This window comes from Pseudoalteromonas sp. A25, assembly GCF_009176705.1.
Classification (GTDB): domain Bacteria; phylum Pseudomonadota; class Gammaproteobacteria; order Enterobacterales; family Alteromonadaceae; genus Pseudoalteromonas.
In genome coordinates, this window is record NZ_AP021847.1 from 617,033 (window position 1) to 637,212 (window position 20,180).

Sequence of the window (20,180 nt, forward strand, 5' to 3'; positions counted from 1 at the left end):
ATGTCGTTTTTTTACAAGAAACCAAAGTGTTTTACCCACTAAACTGGTGCCAATCAAATAAGGAGAAAGTCATGACGATGCGTTTAAACTACATTGAAGCAGCACCTGGCGCGATGGATATTTTGCTCACCCAAGAGCGCTATTTAAAGGAGCAGTTTGCAGCCAGCAAAACCCTTTCGCTAACCATTTTAGAATTAATCAAGTTACGTATTTCACAAATCAACCAGTGCGCATTTTGTATTAATATGCATACTAAAGAAGCCATAGCACAAGGTGAAAAACCACAGAGAATTATTAGCTTAAACGCTTGGCGAGATATGCCGATTTATAACACTGTGGAACGATGCGCCCTTGCATGGGCTGAACAACAAATACAACAAGTGCCAATAACTTTGCAAGACGTTGAAACCGCACTTGAAACATTTAATGAACAAGATTTAGTCAATTTGACAGTGGCGGTTAATGCGATCAATAGTTGGAACAAATTTGCCAAGGCATTTAATCCCAGTATTTAATTAAGGACAATCATCGATGGGCACAGGGTTAAGCTTTAAGATATTTAAACCAAAAGGTAGGTTGTCACGCTATATACAAGCTATTTGGTTTGCCAGCATAAATGACCAAGACCCTGTGCATTGGCACCTCAATAGTGATGGCTGTACAGGCCTCATTTTTAACTTGGGGGAGGCGATTTGTCTAGATAACACGGTGCTTACGATGGGAGTATCTACACTCCCTTTAAGTACAAAAACAACTCATATCATGCTACCTGCACGCTGCCGCCTAGTTGGTGTAAGGTTCAACCCTGCAGTTAGTCATCCAAGTGTCGATATTACAAAGCGCCAACCCACACAACTCAATCTATCGGCAAAACAAAATGAATTATACAAAAACATATTTCACACTCTCTTGGCTCTTTCCAAGCCTCAAGTACACCTAGTTGCAATCTACCGTTGGTTATCTGATAGCTTAGCAATAATCTGTCCCCCTCCTAATGCGCTTGCATATACGATTCAATCCATCAACCACAAAACAGCATTAATTAGTCAACGCCAACTTGAACGGCAATTTAAACAATGGCTTGGGATCACGCCAAAACATTTTCAACGAATAATTCGCGTACAAAAAACCCTAAACACATTGAAAAAAAAGCCCTTTTTATCCCTAGCACAGGTAGCAACCATGAATGGCTTTGCAGATCAGTCGCATATGACCAAAGAACTCAAGCAAATCGCGCTGATCACACCAAAACAATACCGCTCAATCATTTGCGATTATGCCAAGTTACCAAACCAAGCTCAGCTCAATAGTCACACTGACTCGAATAATCAACGCTTTACCTCAATTGGCTATTCAACTGACCCAGAAATTGCTAATTAATCCTAAGTTACTTTTAAAACTATTTACTGCGAGAAGTTTCAGTGAACGTACATCTTATTGTTGCCCACCCTAACCCTGATTCATTTAACTATGCGCTACATAAAACCGCGTTAGCCACATTAAAAAACTGTAATTTATTGGTCAGTGAATCAGACTTATATAAAGATAACTTTGACCCCGTTACCAGTGACAAAGATACGCCTAATTTTCCAGCGCTTGAGTATTATAGTGTTGCCAAAGCACAACGCTGGGCTCAGGAGCATCAAGGATTTGAGGCATCAATTGAACGTGAACAAGCCAAGCTGATGGCGTGTGACTTACTGATACTGCAATTTCCGCTTTGGTGGTGGTCATTCCCTGCTATTTTAAAAGGCTGGATAGACAGAGTACTTACCGCTGGCTTTGCTTATGGTCAAGGTGCCACACTTGCTCCTAAAAAAGTAATGTATTCACTAACGACTGGCGGAGCAAGTAACGAGCAAGAGCGGGCATATTATCAGGCCAAAATTGATGGCTTATACCAAGATGTGTTTGGCTTTATGGGTTGGCAAGTACTGCCGCCGTATATTGCCCATGGCGTACAAAAAATAAATGATGATGCACGAATAGAGCTACTCGATAATTATAAGCAACACCTCAATTGTGTATTAAAACAAGTGAGCGATACTTAAAAATCCTCCAAATTAATTAACCCCTAAAAATATTGAGTTAGCAAATAGCATAACCACGCTTACGGTTTTATTACACATTGCTACCCACCGATTGCAAGCTATTATTCATGTTAACTCAACCGTTCAACAGTTGGGTGCTTTTTAGACGCCATTTCATGAAAAATATCATCTAAATACTGTGCTATCTCGCCTGGCTCAAGGGATTGTGGAATAACAACATCGTATACCCTTGCTCGTATGCCCGTTGTAGACTCTTTAAATAGTTGCCATTCGTTTTCTTTGCGGAAAACCGACATTTCGCTACCAAATACATTAAATTTATACATTTATTCACCTCAACGGCACTTAAAAAGTAGAAACAAGCTAAGCCTTTACTTAGCCTGTTTAGATGCGATTAGCTAAGATAGGCTCACAACGTGCGCTGCCTTAGCGCTGTCACTTGTTCAAAACCGATCCCCCAGTTATCAGTATCAACTTCTTCTATTATCACAAAAGTTGTCTGCGGGTTTTTATCCAGCACATCAACCATTAACTGAGTACAGCCTTTGATAATGGCTTGCTTTTGTTCATTCGTCACACCTTCTTCAGTGATTTTTACATTAATGTAAGGCATTATTTTCTCCTTAAGCTTTGCTTCATTGTTAGCGAGTACTATGCGCTAATATCGGTGTACATTTTGTTGACTATTAGCCAGTTGCCTTGCTCTTTAAGCAATCCCAAAAAATCCACATAGTGAAAATTAAACAACGGACACTGCACTTTAACCATGGCTTGATCTTTTACAATCTCAATAGCTAAAATTGCATAATCAAAAGCGTGCCCCAACTGGGCGGGAGTATCTCTGTTAGACACATCCGCTAACCATTGTTGTAGATTCCTGCGACTGTTCGGTGCTTTTAAACAAACATCGGCGTGAAACAGGTTTGACAATAACTTTGTATCTCCATGATGTAGGCCGTAAAAGTATTTTTCAACAAGTGATATAACCACTGCTAAGTCGCTTTGCTCTGATTGACGATGTGTCATACGGCAAACTCCGTGAATACATTTTTAAATACTAAAGGGCGGCACTAGAGTGAGGTTGCTCTGCTGCAATAGCACGTTGAAAGCTATCCATTGCCTCAATGCGAGAGAGCATGGCGCGTGTGTGTTTACCAATCACGATATCCACGGCAAAGAAGCTTCCCCAGTGAGAGTAAACACAAAGCAAAATATCGGCAACAGATGGCTGCTCGCCACCTAAAAAGGCATTCTGCGCTAAACGTGACTCAACGACCTGCCACAGTTGATTAATACGAGCAGATGCAGCATGTAACATATCTTGTTTTACCTGTTCATCATTTACATTTTGAGCGATAAAAAATAGCTTTGAATACGCAGGGTGCATCGTGGCATTCGCAAACAGCATATCTTGTACTGCACTTTGGTAACCTTGTGGGTCAACTGGCAACATGGGGCTGCTATGTTTATGTAATAGATACAACAAAATAGCAACGCCTTCAGTCATTATTTTAGTTTCATCAACCAATACTGGAATGTTACCAACAGGGTTTATGGCACTAAAATCAGCAACGTCTTTTTTATCAACAAGTTCAAAGTTCTGACCAAGTTCCCGCAATACAACTTGAATGGCTAATGAGCAGGCTCTGGGTGAGTAATATAAGGTGTACATGGCTTTCTCCCGATGGCTAATAAATAATTTAAAATGCGTCTAAGCAAGACACAATAAAATAATAAGCCGCTTGTTTGTTTTCATATATACCTATAATGTGCAAATACAGTTCTCTAATTGAGAACAATTAAATCTCACAAAACTGACTTAGCTTGGGAGCACTCGATGGATAAACTAAGAGCAATGCGACTGTTTGTACGACTTGCTGATTTAGGTAGCTTTACCCAAGTTGCAGAACAAATTAACTCATCTAAATCCATGATTAGCAAAGAGATAAGCAGGCTTGAAAGTGAGTTGGGTGTGCGCTTATTGCATCGTTCAACACGCAATGTAAAGCTCACTGATATTGGCCACGGTTATTTGCAACGAGTGAGAGAAATTTTACATAAAGTAGATGAAGCCGACATATTTGCCCAAGACTTACAACAAAACATAAAAGGTAAACTCAAGATCAACGCACCTATGGCGTTGGGTATCACCGACTTGGCAACACTATTTGCCGATTTTATGCAAAGTAACCCAGATATTGAGTTAGATATTCATTTGGGCGATGAGTCTATTGATTTAGTTGAGCAGGGCTTTGACTTGGGCTTTAGAGCCTCTAGCACACCGATTGACTCTAACTATGTTGGTCGGCCATTAACTCAATTTAGCTACAAGGTGTGTGCCTCTGCTGAGTATTTAAACCGGCATCCTTGTATCAATACCGCAACGGATTTAAAAACGCATAACTGCTTTGTATATAGTTATTTTCAAGGCAAGAATGTGTGGCCTCTAGAGGGCGGGGTTGCGATAGGCGGAAGTCTAAAAGTAAACAGCACGGTATTTATGATGGAATCCATTAAACGCGGTCTAGGTATTGGTTTTATTCCTGACTTTGTATGTCAAACTGACATTGAGCAAGGCGAAATCATAGAGCTACTACCATTAGCAACCAGGCCAAAGCTCACTTTATATGCACTCTACCCAGCGAGACATTTTGTGCCTCCCAAAATTATTCAGTGCATTGATTATTTACAGCAGTGGTTCAGCAACAAATCTGGCACAAACACAATGTAGCCACGTGTCATCTTTTGTACTGCGTTGGGCAATAGCCTCTATCAATATCTGGATGACGCAATTTTTTGTGCTTAGTGACTCTACCGTTCATACGACGCCTCCAAAGCTTAAAGCTACTTGGCTTCAAATTGCGCCGCATTAGCACAATGACTTGAGACTCATTTAGCCCGTATAATTGCTCAATGGCTTCAAAAGGCGTCCTATCTTCCCACGCCATTTCTATAATGCGACTTTGTTTGCTTTCACTACAGTCCATACTTTACTTGCTATCATGTAATTTTTTCATGTATACGTGAGGCAAGCTAGAACCGTTCACAATACTCATCGAAACTACATCTACCATAGTACGCATTTTGGCTTGGGGAGCAGTGAAAACTACTTAAAAAGATACGCAGTGAACAGCGTACGACTTAGCAAAAGTGTTAAAGTTTGGTGGGTGTTTATCCTGGCTTTTTTATATGTCTTGAATGTAAGAAAAACTATGGCGGCAAGACATAACTGCATAGACTACTCTCACCGCCGACCACCATCAACCTAGGCTATTTTATTTTTGATTAAAAATCAACACCTTAAAGAGTTGTGACTGGTCACTTTTACGGTTGGCTTACCACGACCTCTTCCTCTTGCATTATCAGTAATTTGTAGCCCCCCATAAACATTCATCACATCTAGTTGAGAGAGCTCTTTTAATCTTTTTGATTTTACTCTTAATTCGACTTTCATTTTTATCCTCGACAAAATTACTATATTTTATTGTTTTTTTACAAATAGTTATCGTCAGAGTATGATCCTCAAAAACGCAATTAAACTAAACTCCCTGTTGTCGCTAAGAAATCAAGCTCTTAAGACACCCGACACTTGGCCTGTGTAGTTTTTATCCAAGCAAGTTCATCTTACAGAATAAAAAAGGAACAACAATCAATAAATTTAACCATTTTTACCCAAAATATCTGCAAAGTAGTAAATTGTTATTGGTCATTTGTAAGAGTAAATCTAAACCGGACTTAGAAAATAAAAGTTAGCCCAAACTGGTCAGTCCATGGATTTCTTGCGCAGCAAATCAAGAATAAGTATCGAATACAAACGAATTGGAGGTTCTGTGCGAACTAGCAAACTTCTCCACCTGCTAATACTTAATACTAAAAAACAAATACAAGCTGGGAGGTAAAATTTAGAGCACAATGCCACAATGAGTAGCCCGTACTCATGATTAACAATTTTAAAGCGCTGGCTGGTATGCCTCAAAGTACATCTTAATACTTCCACTGCGTTTACTGAGTCTGAGCGGAGTTATTCTTTACCTTATCCAAATTAGAACTGCACTCTATGCATGCAAATCGCTCTTTGTTCACCGCGTACTTCTATTTTGGAGTCTTGCACATACTGCAAGCCAAATTTTTCAATCACGGTCCGTGAGCGTGTGTTTTCAGCAAAGTGAGTTGCCTCAAGGCCTCTTAATCCTTTCTCATTTCGATAATAGTGAACAAGCCCTTTTACCGCTTCTAGCGCAAAACCTTGACCCCAAAAATCAACACCTAACCAATAGCCTAAGGTGCCAACGCCCTCGTTAATCTCAACAAATCCAAGTGAACCAATAACATCATCGCTCTGTGTTCTGGTAATTGCATACACCACGCTATTGCCACTTTCAAATTGTGCTTTATGCGTGGCAATCCACTGCACAGCCATAACCTCTGAGTAGGGATAAGGAATATTTTTGGTCATCTCGCTAATACATTTATCGCCTGCAAGTTTTGCCACACGCGTTGCATCGCTTTGTTTAAACGGTCTGAGTACCAAGCGCTCAGTGCTAATAATGGCTTGCATAACACCTTTTCCATAGTTGATAGTGAGTAATTGCTATCTACTAGCTAGACATAACCATATACACGCAGTGCTCGACTAGTTCGTGCTCAGGGCTTTGGTGTATAACAAAGCCAAACTTTTCGTAAGCATGTATCGCAGAATGATTGTCGTTATAAACAAACAGCCCACACTGTTTTGCGTTGAGTGACTGTAAACCCCGTTTACAAAGTGCATTAAGCAGTAAATTCGCTACCCCTTGACCTCTTTGCTCAGGGTTAACAACAAGCCGCGCTAAATGACAACGGCCAAAACGCATATAGAACTGACCAAAAGCTAGCAGCAGGCCTTGTTGTGATTGCAGCGCACAACTCGTTATCCTGTCTGTTTGTAAGTCAGCTTTAAACGATTTTGGCTCAAAAGGGTATCTAAAGTTTGGCCCAGCCCATTCGGTAAGCTGCGGCTCATTCTTAAACCAAGCCATTAACTGGGCAATATGTGCATCTTTCGCTAAAACTAATGCCATATTCATGCCATTTAAATCTGCTTTCAATAAACTAACAAATTAATCAACTAATGCAATCACAACACTGCCAGCAAGCGCACAAGCAAACAATATGCGCAACCATTTGGCTTGCTGTGGCTTGGCAAATAGCGGTCTGAGCTTTGCACCCGCAGCCATCCATAGGGTATCTACAACGACTGCCACCAAAAAACATACTGCGCCAGTCAGAGCAGCACTCAGCAAAGGGCTTTGAGTTTGTAGCATATTGTTAGCAAAAATAGCTAAAAACGCTGCATACGCTTTGGGGTTAATCAGATTTAGAACAAATCCTTCTCTAAATACGGGAGCCTGATCTGCTTGGCTAGTCACTCCCCCTTGTGCTGTGGCAATTTTATAAGCCACAAACAGTAAATACCCACCTGCAGTTAGTTGACATAGCAGCTTTAGCGAGGGATAAGCGGTAAATAACGTGCCTAGGCCAGCGGCAACTAGGATGATCACCACCAGTAACCCAGTTAAAATTCCTGCCAAAAACCCCACACCTCGACGAAAACCAAAGCTGGCGCCAACACCCGCTAAAGCTAATGGGGCAGGACCTGGGGAGCCTAAAAGTAATGCTGTGGTCAACACCAACGAAATGATAAGTTCCACTATAACTCGTTCCTTTTAACAATTTTGCCGCAATAAAAAAGGCCCATGGGGGCCTTGATAAAGCTTTATTAAGCATATGCGGAGGCTAGTCTTGTGGCACTCGCACATGCCCTTCCATCAAAACACGCGCGCTTCGACTCATGACCGCTTTTTCAGCCTGCCATTGACCCTCTACCAGCTTAGCTGCAGCTCCCACGCGCAATGTGCCTGATGGATGACCAAAGGTCACGCTCTCACGTTCCCCGCCACCTGCCGCTAAATTAACTAAGGTGCCCGGTATTGCTGCTGCTGTGGCAATCGCCACCGCCGCGGTACCCATCATCGCATGGTGTAATTTACCCATTGAAAGTGCACGTACGCACACATCAATATCGTCATTGCTAATGTGTTTACCACTTGAGGCCACATAACTTTGTGGACCGCTTACAAACGCAATTTTAGGTGTGTGCTGGCGACTGGCTGCTTCTTCAAGTGAGCTGATCAAACCCATTTTCAGTGCGCCGTAAGCACGAATGGTTTCAAAGCGCTGCAGCGCTTTGTCGTCACCATTTATGGCTTCTTGTAGCTCAGTGCCTGTGTAACCTAAGTCTGCAGCATTGAAGAATAAAGTAGGGATACCCGCAGTAATCATCGTGACATCGAACTGACCGATATTTGGCACTTCAAGTTTATCGACTAAATTACCTGATGGGAACATCGCCCCTTCACCGTCGGCAGGGTTCATAAACTCCACCACGACTTCTGCGGCAGGAAATGTCACCCCATCTAGCTCAAAGTCGCCAGTTTCTTGCACTTCACCATTGGTCATTGGCACGTGCGCAATAATGGTTTTTTTGATGTTTGCTTGCCAAATACGCACCACCGCAATGCCATTTTGTGGAATGCGACTCGGGTCCACCAAACCATTACTAATTGCAAACGACCCGACTGCCGCGGTTAGATTGCCACAGTTACCACTCCAATCAATAAATGGTCTATCGATGGCCACTTGTCCAAACAAGTAATCAACATCATGATCAACTTGTGTGCTTTTTGATAAAATTACCGTTTTACTGGTGCTTGATGTCGCGCCGCCCATGCCATCGGTATGCTTAGCGTATGGATCGGGGCTACCAATCACACGCAGCAATAGAGCATCGCGCTTTGGGCCTGCCACTTGCGCTTCTGGCGGTAAATCCGTGAGGTTAAAGAACACCCCTTTACTGGTACCGCCACGTATATATGTTGCGGGCACTTTAATTTGCGGTTTAAAAGACATGCTTTATCCCTTTAAAAAGCGTTGAGAAAGGCCCTATAACTTGCGCCTTTCTGATGGTTGATATTATGCGTGTGCTTCTAGAAAGTCTTTCGCAAAGCGCTGTAAAACACCACCCGCAGAGTAAATTGACACTTCTTCTGCCGTATCTAAACGGCATGTCATTGGCACCTCTACTCGCTCGCCATTTTTGCGATTGATAACCAGCGTTAAAGTCGCACCAGGGCTTGGCTCCCCCTCAACATCAAAGGTTTCAGTACCATCAATGTTCAAAGTATTACGCGTTGTGCCCGCTTTAAACTCAAGCGGTAATACCCCCATACCAATTAGATTAGTACGGTGAATGCGCTCAAATCCTTCTGCGGCGATCACTTCAACCCCAGCTAAGCGAACGCCTTTAGCCGCCCAGTCACGAGAGGAGCCTTGACCGTAATCCGCACCGGCCACAATGATCAATGGCTGCTTGCGCTCCATGTAGGTTTCAATCGCTTCCCACATACGGGTTTCTTGGCCTTCTGGCTCAAGTCGAGCAAGAGAACCTTGCTTCACTTCACCATTTTCATCGCGCACCATTTCGTTGAACAACTTAGGGTTTGCGAAGGTGGCACGTTGCGCCGTCAGGTGGTCGCCTCGGTGCGTTGCGTAAGAGTTAAAGTCTTCTTCTGGCAAGCCCATTTTAGCTAAGTATTCGCCGGCTGCACTGCTGGCCAAAATCGCATTAGAAGGAGACAAATGATCCGTGGTGATATTGTCACCGAGTACCGCAAGAGGTCGCATGCCTTTCATGGTGCGCTCTGCTGCCAACGCGCCTTCCCAATAAGGTGGGCGACGGATGTAAGTACTCATTTCACGCCAGTCATACAACGGATTATTATGCTCACCGTAATCGACTGTTAGGTCAAACATAGGTTCATACACTTGGCGGAACTGCTCAGGCTTAACACTTTGCGCGATCACCGCATCAATTTCTTCATCGCTTGGCCATAAGTCTTTTAATGTAATCGGGTGACCATCTTGGTCATGCCCTAATACATCTTTTTCAATATCAAAACGAATCGTACCCGCAATGGCATAAGCAACCACCAGCGGCGGCGACGCTAAGAACGCTTGTTTGGCATACGGGTGAATACGACCGTCAAAGTTACGGTTGCCCGATAATACTGCGGTTGCGTATAAATCTCGGTCAATCAACTCTTGCTGAATTTTTGGGTCAAGTGCGCCACTCATACCGTTACAGGTAGTGCAAGCAAACCCAACCACACCAAAACCCAGTTGTTCAAGCTCAGGCAACAAATTGGCTTCTTCAAGGTACATTTTCACCGCTTTAGAACCCGGTGCCAGTGACGTTTTAACCCAAGGCTTGCGCAACAAGCCCTTAGCATTAGCATTACGCGCTAATAGGCCTGCTGCAATCACATTTCGTGGGTTACTGGTGTTAGTACAACTGGTGATAGCTGCGATGATCACCGCGCCATCTGGCATTTTGCCTTCTTCGTTTTCAACAACGCCAGAGATCCCCGCTTTAGCAAGATCGGCCGTTGCAACGCGTTTATGTGGATTTGATGGGCCGGCGATGTTGCGGCCAACTGACGATAAATCAAACTTCAACACGCGCTCATACTGTGCCGTTTCAAGGCTGTCAGCCCACAGACCCGTATGCTTAGCATAGTCTTCAACTAAGCGAACTTGCTCATCATCACGCCCAGTAAGCTTTAAGTATTCAATGGTTTGTTGGTCAATATAAAACATGGCAGCCGTTGCACCATACTCTGGTGTCATGTTCGAGATAGTGGCGCGATCGCCAAGCGTTAAGCTTGCAGCCCCTTCGCCATAAAACTCAAGGTATGCACCCACCACCTTTTCTGCACGTAAAAATTCGGTAATGGCTAACACGATATCTGTTGCGGTAATACCAGGCTGCGCTTTACCTGTAAGTTCAACCCCTACAATATCGGGTAAACGCATGTACGACGCACGACCTAGCATCACACTTTCCGCTTCAAGACCACCGACACCCACTGCAATGACGCCCAAGGCATCAACATGCGGAGTATGACTGTCAGTACCCACTAAGGTATCAGGGAAGGCCACACCGTCGCGGGCATGAATAACCGGCGACATCTTCTCTAGGTTAATTTGGTGCATGATGCCGTTACCGGGTTGAATAACGTCAACATTTTTAAAGGCCGTTTTAGTCCAATTGATAAAGTGGAAGCGATCTTCGTTACGCCTATCTTCAATAGCACGGTTTTTTTCAAATGCATCGCTTTCAAAACCTGCGTGCTCAACTGCCAGTGAGTGGTCAACAATCAGCTGAGTTGGCACCACAGGATTAACTTTAGAAGGATCGCCACCTTTTGCGGCAATTGCATCACGCAAGCCCGCCAAATCAACCAAGGCGGTTTGACCCAAAATGTCATGACAAACAACACGTGCAGGAAACCATGGAAAATCTAAGTCGCGACGACGTTCGATAATTTGTGTAAGGCAATCATCTAGCTGTTCGCTTTCACAACGGCGCACAAGGTTTTCAGCAAGCACGCGAGAGGTATAAGGCAAGGTGTCGTAGGCACCTGGTTTAATCGCATCGACGGCTTCGCGGGTGTCATAATAGCTCAATTGCGAATTAGGCAAGAGCTTACGGTATTTGGTATTCATAACTACATCCATTGGAAATTGGTGACGGAACTAACAAAGCAAGCGGCTAATTAAAATTAGCCGCTATAGAGGCAAATTAACGCTGTGAGATTGGTGTTACTGGGCGTAACTCTTCACCTGTATATTCCGCTGAAGGGCGAATAATACGGTTATCTGCGCGCTGCTCCATGACGTGTGCAGCCCAACCGGTTAAGCGTGACATAACAAAAATAGGCGTAAACAACTTGGTTGGAATGCCCATAAAGTTATAAGCAGATGCGTGGAAGAAATCAGCATTACAGAATAGCTTTTTCTCGCGCCACATCACTTCTTCACAACGCACTGATACTGGGTAAAGCACCGTATCACCGACATCTTTTGCTAGCTTTTCAGACCATAGCTTAATGATCTCATTACGAGGGTCACACTCAGAGTAAATCGCGTGACCAAAGCCCATGATTTTCTCTTTACGCTCAAGCATGCCCATCATCTTCTCTTCTGCGTCATCTGCCGAAGTGAAGCTTTCAATCATATCCATGGCGGCTTCATTAGCTCCACCGTGCAGTGGACCACGCAATGAGCCAATTGCACCAGTTACACATGAATGCATATCAGACAAGGTTGATGCACACACACGTGCAGTGAATGTTGACGCGTTAAATTCATGTTCAGCATACAAAATAAGTGATACATGCATCACACGCTCGTGTAATTCATTTGGTTTTTTGCCATGCAACATATGTAAGAAATGCGCACCGATAGAGTCATCATCTGTTTCAACATCAATGCGCACACCGTCATGGCTAAAGCGATACCAATAACAAATAATACTCGGGAAACAGGCCAACATGCGGTCGGTCACTTTGCCTTGTAAATCAAAGCTAGTTTCACCTTCTAAGTTACCTAGCATTGAACAACCAGTACGTAACACATCCATTGGATGTGCATCTGCTGGAATGCGCTCTAACACTTCTTTAAGCGCTAGTGGTAAACCACGCATTGCACGAAGTTCACTCTTATAGCTATCTAGCTCAGCTTGCGTCGGTAAGTGGCCTTTTAAAATAAGATAGGCGACTTCTTCAAACTGACAGTGCTCAGCCAACTCTTTTACATCATAACCACGATACGTTAAACCAGAGCCTGATTTACCAACTGTTGAAAGTGCCGTTTTCCCTGCTACTTGACCGCGAAGGCCAGCACCGCTTAGTACTTTTGCCATTTTTTTGTCTCCTGAATTTTTTACCTGCTGGATACTATTTTAATTGGCGGGCTTAGTTGCCCACCCATTTATATTTAAATACTTTAATTACTTGTTTTTGCCTTGCGCAAAAAGCGAATCAAGCTTTTGCTCGTATTCGTGATAACCAAGATAATCGTAAAGATCCATACGAGTTTGCATGTTATCTATGACCGCTTTTTGATCGCCGTCCGTTAAAATGGTTTGATACACTAGCTCCGCAGCTTTATTCATGGCACGGAATGCACTTAATGGGTAAAGCACCATATCTACGCCCCACTGTCCAAGCTCTTCTTTGTTCCAAAGTTCAGTTTTACCAAACTCAGTAATATTAGCTAAAATAGGCACATCCAACGCTTCACTGAATGCTCTGTAATGCTCTTGGGTTTGAATGGCCTCGGCAAAAATACCGTCAGCACCGGCTGCCACATAAGCTTTTGCACGCTCAATTGCAGCCTCTAGACCCTCTTGAGCAAATGCATCTGTACGAGCCATAATGAAAAAGTCAGGATCGGTACGTGCGTCAACCGCTGCTTTGATACGATCTACCATTTCTTCAATAGACACGATTTCTTTATTTGGACGGTGACCACAACGCTTTTGCGCTACTTGGTCTTCCATATGTACCGCAGCAGCCCCTGCCTTTTCCATGTCACGAATGGTTTTAGCGATATTAAACGCACCACCCCAGCCCGTATCAATGTCGACCATTAAAGGTAGGTCACAGGCTGCCGTAATACGCTGCACATCTGCAATCACATCGTTCAAAGATGTCATACCTAAATCAGGCAGACCATAAGAGGCATTTGCTACACCGCCACCAGAGAGGTAAATCGCTTGGTGACCAATTTTTTTAGCCATAATCGCCGAGTAGGCATTAATAGTACCGACTATTTGCAAAGGGTGATTGGCTTTGAGTGCCTCACGGAATTTTTTACCTGCGCTTGTAAATCCTGTCATGATGTTCTCTCTTATAAGCTGTTTTGAAGTTTGGCTTCGATATTATTTTTTGAATATGTGATATGTCGACGCATCAACATTTCGGCAAGTTCTGGGTCACGATTACTAATGGCTTGCACAATGTGCCTGTGCTCATCAAATGCACTTGTTACTCGGGGTCCTGCCATACCCAGCTGCACACGGTACATGCGCACTAGATGGTATAGGCCATTAACAAGCATAGAAATAAGATGGCTATTTTTGCTGCCTAAGATAATACGATAGTGAAAGTCTAAGTCGCCCGCTTCTTGATAATACAGTTCGGCGTTTTTTACTTCATCTGATTGGCTGTTCAGCAAAGCGTTAAGCTCAGTGATCTCTTGAGCTGTCATATGCTGCGCGGCAAGCCGCGCGGCCATACCCTCTAAAGACTCTCGAACTTGATAAAGCTCAATCAAGCCTTCGGGGCTTAATGACACCACACGGGCACCAATGTTAGCCTTACGCTCAACAATGTTACACGCCTCTAAGCGATTAATTGCTTCTCGAACAACGGCTCGGCTCACCTGATATTTTGTCGACAATTCTGTTTCACTCAGTTTGGTACCTGATGGAATAACCCCTTCTACAATCTCTTTTCGAAGACGAAAAAACGCTTTATCTGAAGAAGTTACAGCTTGTTCTTGAAAAAAGTCCATCTTGACGAGTACATTCTGAATGATTAAAAGTTGTAGACAATATTAGAGGTGGTTTACGTTAACGTCAACCTTATAGAGGCAAGATTGTCGACAATTTCTGTTATAGCATCTATAAATTTGGTGAATGTTCCATTTGATAAATACCAAAGCCTACAGCATAGCTTATCTCTTTTGCACCAAAGCCTTTGTCTCGCGCAACCTAATCATTCGCCAAGTAAACAATAAATACTAAACATATGAAAATATTTTACATTTTTCGTACCCAAAGGGTACACAATGGTATCATAATGAGTAAATTCACAAAAAAGTTACAATTATATAAAGGATCATAATGCGACCGTCTTTTGATGACTTGGCCTATTTTAGTGAAGTGGCAAACACTCTCAACTTATCACGTGCCGCACAGCGGCTTGGGATCTCACAACCCAGCATGAGCGCCGCGATAAAACGTCTTGAGCAAGTATTTGATACGCAACTGCTAATAAGAAGCCGAAACGGCGTAAAATTCACCCATGCGGGCAAAGCCTTAGCGCAACATAGCCGTAAATTTATGACTGAATGGGAGCAGTTACACTCAAATGTGATCCGTGCAAGCACTGATATGATCGGCACCTTTAGCATTGGTTGCCACCCATCGGTTGCTTTATACACATTGCCAGATCTGCTACCAGCTTTAAAAAACAAATATCCCGCATTAAAATTAAATTTGGTTCATGACCTATCACGTAAGATCACTGAACAAGTAGTCAACGGCGAGATAGACTTTGGGCTCGTCATCAACCCTGTTCATCATCCTGACTTGGTGATCCACAAACTGTTTTTAGATGAAGTCACGCTTTGGCAAAGTGATGCACTTACAACACACAGTGCACCCAACGAACATACTATTTTGTACTGCGATCCAAACCTAAAACAAAGCCAAGCACTACTGAAAATACTCGACCTAACTCATTATCAAGTCGAGTATTCTAACAATCTAGAAGTGATAGCGAGTTTAGTAGCCAAAGGTATTGGTGCGGGCGTGTTACCTGAGCGAGTCGCTAAGAAGTGCGCTGAACCATTGCGTCGCATTGAGCAAAACAACGCAATGGTAATTGATGAATTATGCCTAATTCATCGTTTTGACATTCAAAATAGTACAGTGAGTCAAAACTTAAAACATGAAATTAAGCATGTGTTGGCAGAGCCTTGAGTTAGTTTCGTTTGATTTCATCTAACTGCTGGCAAGTGACAGCACTTGTTATAGCGTATATATCATTATAAGCAGACAGACGCTTAAACACATCGCCAAAAGAACTACCATCTTTTGTGCTGATAGTGACATAGGTTCTGTAGTACTGAGCATAATAATTAAACGCATATAATATCCCACTACGACTGACTGAGGCTGGTGTAAGTTCATATGTTCCTTGGTCTGTAAGATAAATTGACTTAACGTCAATATACTCTAATAGCTCTTTGTAGTACCGCTCTTGGCTGTTAAAACCATTAAGCGCAATGCCAATACCACAATTACCACCGTGCATCTGAGGATACTGTAAACCAAACTGCACTTGCGACGCGCTAGTGTCTAGGGTGGCAAAATTACTGCTGGCATCAAACCAGTCACTGGGGCTTGCCAATGCCGGTGATGCCATTAAACCTGCAATTATCGGTAATGCCATTTTTTTGAGGGTGTGACTAACTGCGTTTATCTGCATAATATATTACTCCTTTACATGTTGTGGTCTGACACCATCATAAAAAGTGTCAAAGACAAGGTAAAATAGGAGTACGCAATGAGTAACATAGTGTTAACCTATGGCAAACACTAAGAAGCTCTCTAAAATTAATGGACAACTCTATAGATATAGTAGGCACAATGAGGGCAGACTTCACTCCAGAGTAAATAGCGTATTTTTTCCTTTATTTCTTGTTGCATAGTCCAGACACACAAAGATTACAGCTAAACTTCATATAACCATTTTTAACTTTGCTACACTTGGAAATATCAGTTCGCTTTGGGCTACCCTGTGGTACGATTTACTCAACACGCCATTTTTAGATTATTATACTTGCTCTTTTTTTGCTCGAGTATAGAAAGCGTTAGCGCAAGCTCACTTCCTACCCTAACAATTGTTACTGAGCTATCACCACCCAACCAAACATTTAATAATGGCAAAGTAGAAGGCACTAGCACTGAGCTTGTCAAACTAATCCTACAACGTGCACATTTACAAGCGGAGTATTACATCTACCCTTGGGCAAGAGCCTTCAAAGTTGCGAGTAAAAAACCTAATACTCTTATATATAGTATGGCCAAAACGCCCCAGCGAGAGCGTAATTTTCATTGGATTGGTCCTGTTGCAAGGTTTGAGTTAGGATTTGTAACAAACAAATACCGCTATGACGTGGTTATAAATTCATTAGAGGATGCCAAGAAGTATCGACTTGCCGTTCAAAGAGGAGATATAGCCGCTGTTGAATTAAAAAAGCTTGGTTTTGACTATGTGCTTACCGCGGACATTGAACGCTCTTATAAACTACTCATAACCAATAAAGTCGACTTAGTCCTAGATGATCCCCGCTACCTACAATCTATGGCTAATACGCTCAACGTGCCGATAGATCATTTTCGTTTTTTATACAGCGTGAGTGCCTTATCTGTTAACGGTTACCTCGCAGCTAACATTGATACATCTACTGATATTATTAAAAGGCTACGAGTTGCTTTTACTAATGTAGAAAGAACACAGACATATAAAAATGTAATATTGGGAAGTCACACGCCTTAATTTTGACACAAAAAAAGCAAGCCTAGGCTTGCTTTTTCTAAGTAATAAAACTTAGATTACAGTGATGTTCTCAGCTTGAGGACCTTTTTGGCCTGTAGCAAGAGTGAACTCAACACGTTGGCCTTCAGCCAAAGTACGGAAACCGTCACCTTTGATAGCGCTGAAATGAGCAAAAACATCTGGGCCATTTTCTTGAGCGATGAAACCAAAACCTTTTGACTCGTTGAACCACTTAACTGTGCCAGTTACTGTATTAGACATATCTAGATATCCTGATTTAAAAATTTAACTATGCCCATCTGGGCGCATAGAGCAAAAATTAGACGGTACTTAAAAACTTCAGGACGGTACTACAAGTATGACTTATACAACAACGTAATGGAGATTTATAAACACTGACATATTTTTTGTCTGAGTTCAGTCTATCTAGATGAGACTCCAAGTCAATAATTTTTACGACCAATGAAATGAAATTTATATGACATCGAATTGAACAAAACAGTAGCCGTCACTTCAAATAAGAAGAAACAATGACGCCATTAAAACAGACAAAGAAAAAAGAATTAAAAACCTAACACTTAAGAATATAAGTACTTTTCTAGTTTGTAACATAAGCTCGGTGCATACTTTTGCAATTCCTGTATATAAATCTAATCAAAATTACCCAATGAAACGTATAGTTATCGTGCAGTTGGTTTTTCATAACGTTTGCACTAACTTTAACTTAGTCCAATCCTAAATTTTTGGAGTTAAAAGCTCATGGATAAAAAAAAATCAGGCCTTGAAGAGACCGCTTTTTTTAGTCAATTAATGAGTAACTGCTCTGTACTTCAGTTATTAAAACAAGTGCTCATGCATTCTCATCACGCTATTGTCATCACTAATGCAGATCACACCCAAGGCTACCCTATTGTCTATGCAAATAAGGTGTTTTGTCATCATACAGGCTACGAGTTAGCAGAGCTTGTTGGTCACTCACCTCGCATTCTGCAAGGACCCGAGAGCAATCATAAAGTGATTGCTAAAATCACACCGGCACTAAAAAAAAATGGATACTTTTACGGTTCATCGATTAACTACCGAAAAGATGGATCTGTCTATCCAGTTGAATGGAATATTTCTGAAATTAAGAATGAAGAAGGTGAAGTAACGCACTACATATCGATGCAAAAAGACTTAACCAATCTTAAACGCATTGCTGAGCAAATTAAGGATACAAACGAGTTATTTAAGCGCTTTTACGCCATTCAAGCGAAAAAAAATGAAGACAAAGAAGAGCTCGATAGGCAAGTCGTCGAGACCATAAAGAATAATGAAAAAATTTACAACGCCAACCTACGCTCGCAGGAAAACGAAACATTATTTGAAGATGCCTTTTTTGACTTTTCACCCGATGAGATGGGGGCGCTTGGTAACAAAATTGAAAAATCTCCCATCAGCGCAATCGAGTTTTGGCAAGAAAGTCCTATCGATGACGACGATGTCATTTCATTAACTGAGTCTATTAAAGAGTTAGATACTGAAATAGGCATGGCCGAAGCACTCAACAACGGGGTCAATTACCTAAATATAGCTAACTACATGAAAGAAATAGCAAATAATTTGTATTTTTGCGTCGAGTTTAATGATGGTGCGTTGATGATTGACGAAGTAGCTAATACACTGCACAAGTTACAAGACAAAGAGGAACAAATACCAATAGAAATGCTATCAATGTTCAATAAAGACGTTGCGGAATGGATCGACAGTGTGTTTATTCACAGAAACGCAGAAAATATCTTCTCAGGAGAAAACAACACCGTTGCGGCGGGAAACCAGCTTCTTTCGTTTATTCGCTAATGCATTTAATGACATGGAACCTTATGTTTGAGCGAAAGCGCTCTGTACTAGCAGTAACTAAAACTTAATAGACTAATAAAGCTGCTTTTTTTGAGGGCTGAAGTAATCCTTCGCCCCCTAAAGTTCATTGAATTTCGGGCTGTATAACAAGACTTTTTCTATCCCACTCAAAGATAATTGATGACAGGTGGTATCTAATTCATCAATTACTTTAAACCATATATCGGAGGTTATACTCGTTTACTTAACTCTGAAAGTGCATGTTTGTAGAGCTCAATTACAGGGGTTGAGCTGTTGTGCTCTATAAAGTTATTAAACTGCGGAGACGCATTTAACTCGATTAAATAGAGCTCATCTTGTTCGTCGACAATAATGTCATAACCTACCCATCCCATGGGGAACTCGTTGTGAATAGGCTCGACAAAGTCGGCAAGCTGAGTAAACAAATCGACATCAGTTAGCAACTGAGCTTGCTCACCACTTTCCCAATATTTGACATTAAAAGTCGCAGCAGCGCTGCCTCTTCGATAAGCAAATACTGGCTTGCCAAAAGCACACAGTAAGCGATACTCAGCTTTAGTTCTAATAAACTCTTGAGCTAAAGCCACATAATCATAGTCTTTTGACTGATGATTAAATATTTCTTGAAATGCGCTTTCTGTTTCTAGTGCGTCGTTACATAAAAATACATGAGTACCTAAAGCCCCTTTATTTTGTTTCATCACAATGGGGTAATCTAGGTTATCGTCAATGGCAGCAAGGGCTGCGGCTATACTGTTACAATGCTTATATTGGCTATATTTCGATGACACATTGAAATCTAAAAAATCTAATGTTTTAGGAATACGAACGATATCTTTCAGTAGTTGATATGTATGACTTTTATCTTTGCAGATACAAAATGCAGCTTCAGTATTAAACGGCGTTTTGTTGAGTTCAAAATATTGCCAGCCCTTGTTCATTTTTACGCGCACAAAATTGTGGTCCACATCAATAAACTGGTACTCAAAACCTAATTCATCACACGCTTTTATAAGGCTCTTAATATTGTTTTCCATAT

Annotated in this window: 24 protein-coding genes; 7 read left to right on the forward strand and 17 right to left on the reverse strand. The window is 42.0% G+C overall.

Annotated features, from left to right (window positions below; all coding sequences use genetic code 11):
• Positions 1-71 precede the first annotated feature (71 nt).
• From GDK41_RS19200 to GDK41_RS19210, 3 genes are read left to right on the forward strand one after another with little or no spacing between them, the layout of a single operon-like run.
• Complete coding sequence (locus tag GDK41_RS19200; RefSeq protein WP_152088086.1) at positions 72-515, forward strand: carboxymuconolactone decarboxylase family protein; 444 nt, start codon at positions 72-74, stop codon at positions 513-515.
• Positions 516-531: 16 nt separating this feature from the next.
• Positions 532-1,380 (forward strand): helix-turn-helix domain-containing protein, encoded by an 849-nt coding sequence (locus GDK41_RS19205; RefSeq protein ID WP_152088087.1) that lies wholly within the window; start codon positions 532-534, stop codon positions 1,378-1,380.
• Between the two features lie 41 nt (positions 1,381-1,421).
• Positions 1,422-2,051 (forward strand): NAD(P)H-dependent oxidoreductase, encoded by a 630-nt coding sequence (locus GDK41_RS19210; RefSeq protein ID WP_172971685.1) that lies wholly within the window; start codon positions 1,422-1,424, stop codon positions 2,049-2,051.
• A 110-nt stretch (positions 2,052-2,161) separates the two neighbouring features.
• On the opposite strand, the gene GDK41_RS19215 is transcribed toward GDK41_RS19210, so the two are convergent.
• The 4 genes from GDK41_RS19215 to GDK41_RS19230 all read right to left on the reverse strand — a co-directional run bounded on the left by GDK41_RS19215 (position 2,162) and on the right by GDK41_RS19230 (position 3,723).
• A complete protein-coding gene (locus tag GDK41_RS19215) occupies positions 2,162-2,377 on the reverse strand; it encodes a DUF7661 family protein (RefSeq protein WP_152088089.1) in 216 nt (71 codons plus the stop codon).
• An 83-nt stretch (positions 2,378-2,460) separates the two neighbouring features.
• Positions 2,461-2,664 carry a 2-hydroxymuconate tautomerase family protein gene (locus GDK41_RS19220; RefSeq protein ID WP_152088090.1) on the reverse strand — a complete coding sequence of 68 codons (204 nt, stop codon included), beginning with the start codon at positions 2,662-2,664 and terminating at the stop codon, positions 2,461-2,463.
• A gap of 38 nt (positions 2,665-2,702) precedes the next feature.
• A complete protein-coding gene (locus GDK41_RS19225; protein ID WP_152088091.1) occupies positions 2,703-3,077 on the reverse strand; it encodes a nuclear transport factor 2 family protein in 375 nt (124 codons plus the stop codon).
• Positions 3,078-3,108: 31 nt separating this feature from the next.
• Positions 3,109-3,723, reverse strand: coding sequence for a glutathione S-transferase family protein (locus GDK41_RS19230; RefSeq protein WP_152088092.1), 615 nt, complete (start codon positions 3,721-3,723; stop codon positions 3,109-3,111).
• Between the two features lie 165 nt (positions 3,724-3,888).
• Here GDK41_RS19230 and GDK41_RS19235 point away from each other — a divergent pair, with 165 nt between their 5' ends.
• Positions 3,889-4,782 (forward strand): LysR family transcriptional regulator, encoded by an 894-nt coding sequence (locus tag GDK41_RS19235; protein ID WP_152088093.1) that lies wholly within the window; start codon positions 3,889-3,891, stop codon positions 4,780-4,782.
• A 7-nt stretch (positions 4,783-4,789) separates the two neighbouring features.
• On the opposite strand, the gene GDK41_RS19240 is transcribed toward GDK41_RS19235, so the two are convergent.
• The 10 genes from GDK41_RS19240 to GDK41_RS19280 form a co-directional block, all read right to left on the reverse strand.
• Positions 4,790-5,038, reverse strand: coding sequence for a TIGR03643 family protein (locus tag GDK41_RS19240; RefSeq protein ID WP_152088094.1), 249 nt, complete (start codon positions 5,036-5,038; stop codon positions 4,790-4,792).
• Positions 5,039-5,343: 305 nt separating this feature from the next.
• A complete protein-coding gene (locus tag GDK41_RS20290; protein ID WP_172971686.1) occupies positions 5,344-5,505 on the reverse strand; it encodes a hypothetical protein in 162 nt (53 codons plus the stop codon).
• A gap of 588 nt (positions 5,506-6,093) precedes the next feature.
• Positions 6,094-6,609 carry a GNAT family N-acetyltransferase gene (locus tag GDK41_RS19245; protein WP_152088095.1) on the reverse strand — a complete coding sequence of 172 codons (516 nt, stop codon included), beginning with the start codon at positions 6,607-6,609 and terminating at the stop codon, positions 6,094-6,096.
• 40 nt (positions 6,610-6,649) lie between these two features.
• The gene (locus GDK41_RS19250; RefSeq protein ID WP_152088096.1) at positions 6,650-7,111 is read right to left on the reverse strand and encodes a GNAT family N-acetyltransferase; all 462 of its coding nucleotides are present in this window, start codon (positions 7,109-7,111) and stop codon (positions 6,650-6,652) included.
• Positions 7,112-7,150: 39 nt separating this feature from the next.
• Positions 7,151-7,741: a LysE family translocator gene (locus tag GDK41_RS19255; protein ID WP_152088097.1), complete on the reverse strand. Its 591-nt coding sequence runs from the start codon at positions 7,739-7,741 to the stop codon at positions 7,151-7,153.
• Between the two features lie 85 nt (positions 7,742-7,826).
• Positions 7,827-8,999, reverse strand: a complete 1,173-nt coding sequence (gene prpF / locus GDK41_RS19260) for a 2-methylaconitate cis-trans isomerase PrpF (RefSeq protein ID WP_152088098.1) — start codon at positions 8,997-8,999, stop codon at positions 7,827-7,829.
• A 63-nt stretch (positions 9,000-9,062) separates the two neighbouring features.
• The gene (acnD, locus tag GDK41_RS19265; protein ID WP_152088099.1) at positions 9,063-11,654 is read right to left on the reverse strand and encodes a Fe/S-dependent 2-methylisocitrate dehydratase AcnD; all 2,592 of its coding nucleotides are present in this window, start codon (positions 11,652-11,654) and stop codon (positions 9,063-9,065) included.
• Positions 11,655-11,730: 76 nt separating this feature from the next.
• Positions 11,731-12,852: a bifunctional 2-methylcitrate synthase/citrate synthase gene (gene prpC, locus GDK41_RS19270; RefSeq protein WP_152088100.1), complete on the reverse strand. Its 1,122-nt coding sequence runs from the start codon at positions 12,850-12,852 to the stop codon at positions 11,731-11,733.
• 87 nt (positions 12,853-12,939) lie between these two features.
• Entirely contained in the window at positions 12,940-13,830 is an 891-nt protein-coding gene (prpB, locus tag GDK41_RS19275) for a methylisocitrate lyase (RefSeq protein ID WP_152088101.1), read from the reverse strand.
• 11 nt (positions 13,831-13,841) lie between these two features.
• On the reverse strand, positions 13,842-14,507 hold the full coding sequence (locus GDK41_RS19280) for a GntR family transcriptional regulator (RefSeq protein ID WP_152088102.1): 666 nt from the start codon (positions 14,505-14,507) through the stop codon (positions 13,842-13,844).
• Between the two features lie 331 nt (positions 14,508-14,838).
• Here GDK41_RS19280 and GDK41_RS19285 point away from each other — a divergent pair, with 331 nt between their 5' ends.
• Positions 14,839-15,699 carry a LysR family transcriptional regulator gene (locus GDK41_RS19285; protein ID WP_152088103.1) on the forward strand — a complete coding sequence of 287 codons (861 nt, stop codon included), beginning with the start codon at positions 14,839-14,841 and terminating at the stop codon, positions 15,697-15,699.
• 1 nt (position 15,700) lies between these two features.
• Here GDK41_RS19285 and GDK41_RS19290 read toward each other — a convergent pair whose 3' ends face one another.
• Positions 15,701-16,207 carry a hypothetical protein gene (locus GDK41_RS19290; RefSeq protein WP_152088104.1) on the reverse strand — a complete coding sequence of 169 codons (507 nt, stop codon included), beginning with the start codon at positions 16,205-16,207 and terminating at the stop codon, positions 15,701-15,703.
• Between the two features lie 312 nt (positions 16,208-16,519).
• Here GDK41_RS19290 and GDK41_RS19295 point away from each other — a divergent pair, with 312 nt between their 5' ends.
• Entirely contained in the window at positions 16,520-17,281 is a 762-nt protein-coding gene (locus GDK41_RS19295) for a substrate-binding periplasmic protein (protein WP_232056583.1), read from the forward strand.
• Positions 17,282-17,332: 51 nt separating this feature from the next.
• Here GDK41_RS19295 and GDK41_RS19300 read toward each other — a convergent pair whose 3' ends face one another.
• Positions 17,333-17,542, reverse strand: a complete 210-nt coding sequence (locus GDK41_RS19300) for a cold-shock protein (protein WP_070986022.1) — start codon at positions 17,540-17,542, stop codon at positions 17,333-17,335.
• 498 nt (positions 17,543-18,040) lie between these two features.
• Between GDK41_RS19300 and GDK41_RS19305 the strand changes: the two genes are divergently transcribed.
• On the forward strand, positions 18,041-19,120 hold the full coding sequence (locus tag GDK41_RS19305; protein WP_152088105.1) for a PAS domain-containing protein: 1,080 nt from the start codon (positions 18,041-18,043) through the stop codon (positions 19,118-19,120).
• A gap of 230 nt (positions 19,121-19,350) precedes the next feature.
• Here GDK41_RS19305 and GDK41_RS19310 read toward each other — a convergent pair whose 3' ends face one another.
• Entirely contained in the window at positions 19,351-20,178 is an 828-nt protein-coding gene (locus GDK41_RS19310; RefSeq protein WP_152088106.1) for an ATP-grasp domain-containing protein, read from the reverse strand.
• Between the last annotated feature and the right edge of the window lie 2 nt (positions 20,179-20,180).

Bases quoted from the DNA above. Each gene is read 5' to 3' on its own strand.
- GDK41_RS19205 (WP_152088087.1), top strand. From the start codon at position 532: ATGGGCACAGGGTTAAGCTTTAAGATATTTAAACCAAAAGGTAGGTTG.
- GDK41_RS19240 (WP_152088094.1), bottom strand. From the start codon at position 5,038: ATGGACTGTAGTGAAAGCAAACAAAGTCGCATTATAGAAATGGCGTGG.
- GDK41_RS20290 (WP_172971686.1), bottom strand. From the start codon at position 5,505: ATGAAAGTCGAATTAAGAGTAAAATCAAAAAGATTAAAAGAGCTCTCT.
- GDK41_RS19280 (WP_152088102.1), bottom strand. From the start codon at position 14,507: ATGGACTTTTTTCAAGAACAAGCTGTAACTTCTTCAGATAAAGCGTTT.
- GDK41_RS19250 (WP_152088096.1), bottom strand. From the start codon at position 7,111: ATGGCATTAGTTTTAGCGAAAGATGCACATATTGCCCAGTTAATGGCT.
- acnD (WP_152088099.1), bottom strand. From the start codon at position 11,654: ATGAATACCAAATACCGTAAGCTCTTGCCTAATTCGCAATTGAGCTAT.
- GDK41_RS19300 (WP_070986022.1), bottom strand. From the start codon at position 17,542: ATGTCTAATACAGTAACTGGCACAGTTAAGTGGTTCAACGAGTCAAAA.
- GDK41_RS19305 (WP_152088105.1), top strand. From the start codon at position 18,041: ATGGATAAAAAAAAATCAGGCCTTGAAGAGACCGCTTTTTTTAGTCAA.
- GDK41_RS19230 (WP_152088092.1), bottom strand. From the start codon at position 3,723: ATGTACACCTTATATTACTCACCCAGAGCCTGCTCATTAGCCATTCAA.
- GDK41_RS19235 (WP_152088093.1), top strand. From the start codon at position 3,889: ATGGATAAACTAAGAGCAATGCGACTGTTTGTACGACTTGCTGATTTA.
- GDK41_RS19310 (WP_152088106.1), bottom strand. From the start codon at position 20,178: ATGGAAAACAATATTAAGAGCCTTATAAAAGCGTGTGATGAATTAGGT.
- GDK41_RS19245 (WP_152088095.1), bottom strand. From the start codon at position 6,609: ATGCAAGCCATTATTAGCACTGAGCGCTTGGTACTCAGACCGTTTAAA.
- prpB (WP_152088101.1), bottom strand. From the start codon at position 13,830: ATGACAGGATTTACAAGCGCAGGTAAAAAATTCCGTGAGGCACTCAAA.
- GDK41_RS19290 (WP_152088104.1), bottom strand. From the start codon at position 16,207: ATGCAGATAAACGCAGTTAGTCACACCCTCAAAAAAATGGCATTACCG.
- GDK41_RS19200 (WP_152088086.1), top strand. From the start codon at position 72: ATGACGATGCGTTTAAACTACATTGAAGCAGCACCTGGCGCGATGGAT.
- GDK41_RS19215 (WP_152088089.1), bottom strand. From the start codon at position 2,377: ATGTATAAATTTAATGTATTTGGTAGCGAAATGTCGGTTTTCCGCAAA.
- GDK41_RS19225 (WP_152088091.1), bottom strand. From the start codon at position 3,077: ATGACACATCGTCAATCAGAGCAAAGCGACTTAGCAGTGGTTATATCA.
- GDK41_RS19285 (WP_152088103.1), top strand. From the start codon at position 14,839: ATGCGACCGTCTTTTGATGACTTGGCCTATTTTAGTGAAGTGGCAAAC.
- GDK41_RS19220 (WP_152088090.1), bottom strand. From the start codon at position 2,664: ATGCCTTACATTAATGTAAAAATCACTGAAGAAGGTGTGACGAATGAA.
- prpF (WP_152088098.1), bottom strand. From the start codon at position 8,999: ATGTCTTTTAAACCGCAAATTAAAGTGCCCGCAACATATATACGTGGC.
- prpC (WP_152088100.1), bottom strand. From the start codon at position 12,852: ATGGCAAAAGTACTAAGCGGTGCTGGCCTTCGCGGTCAAGTAGCAGGG.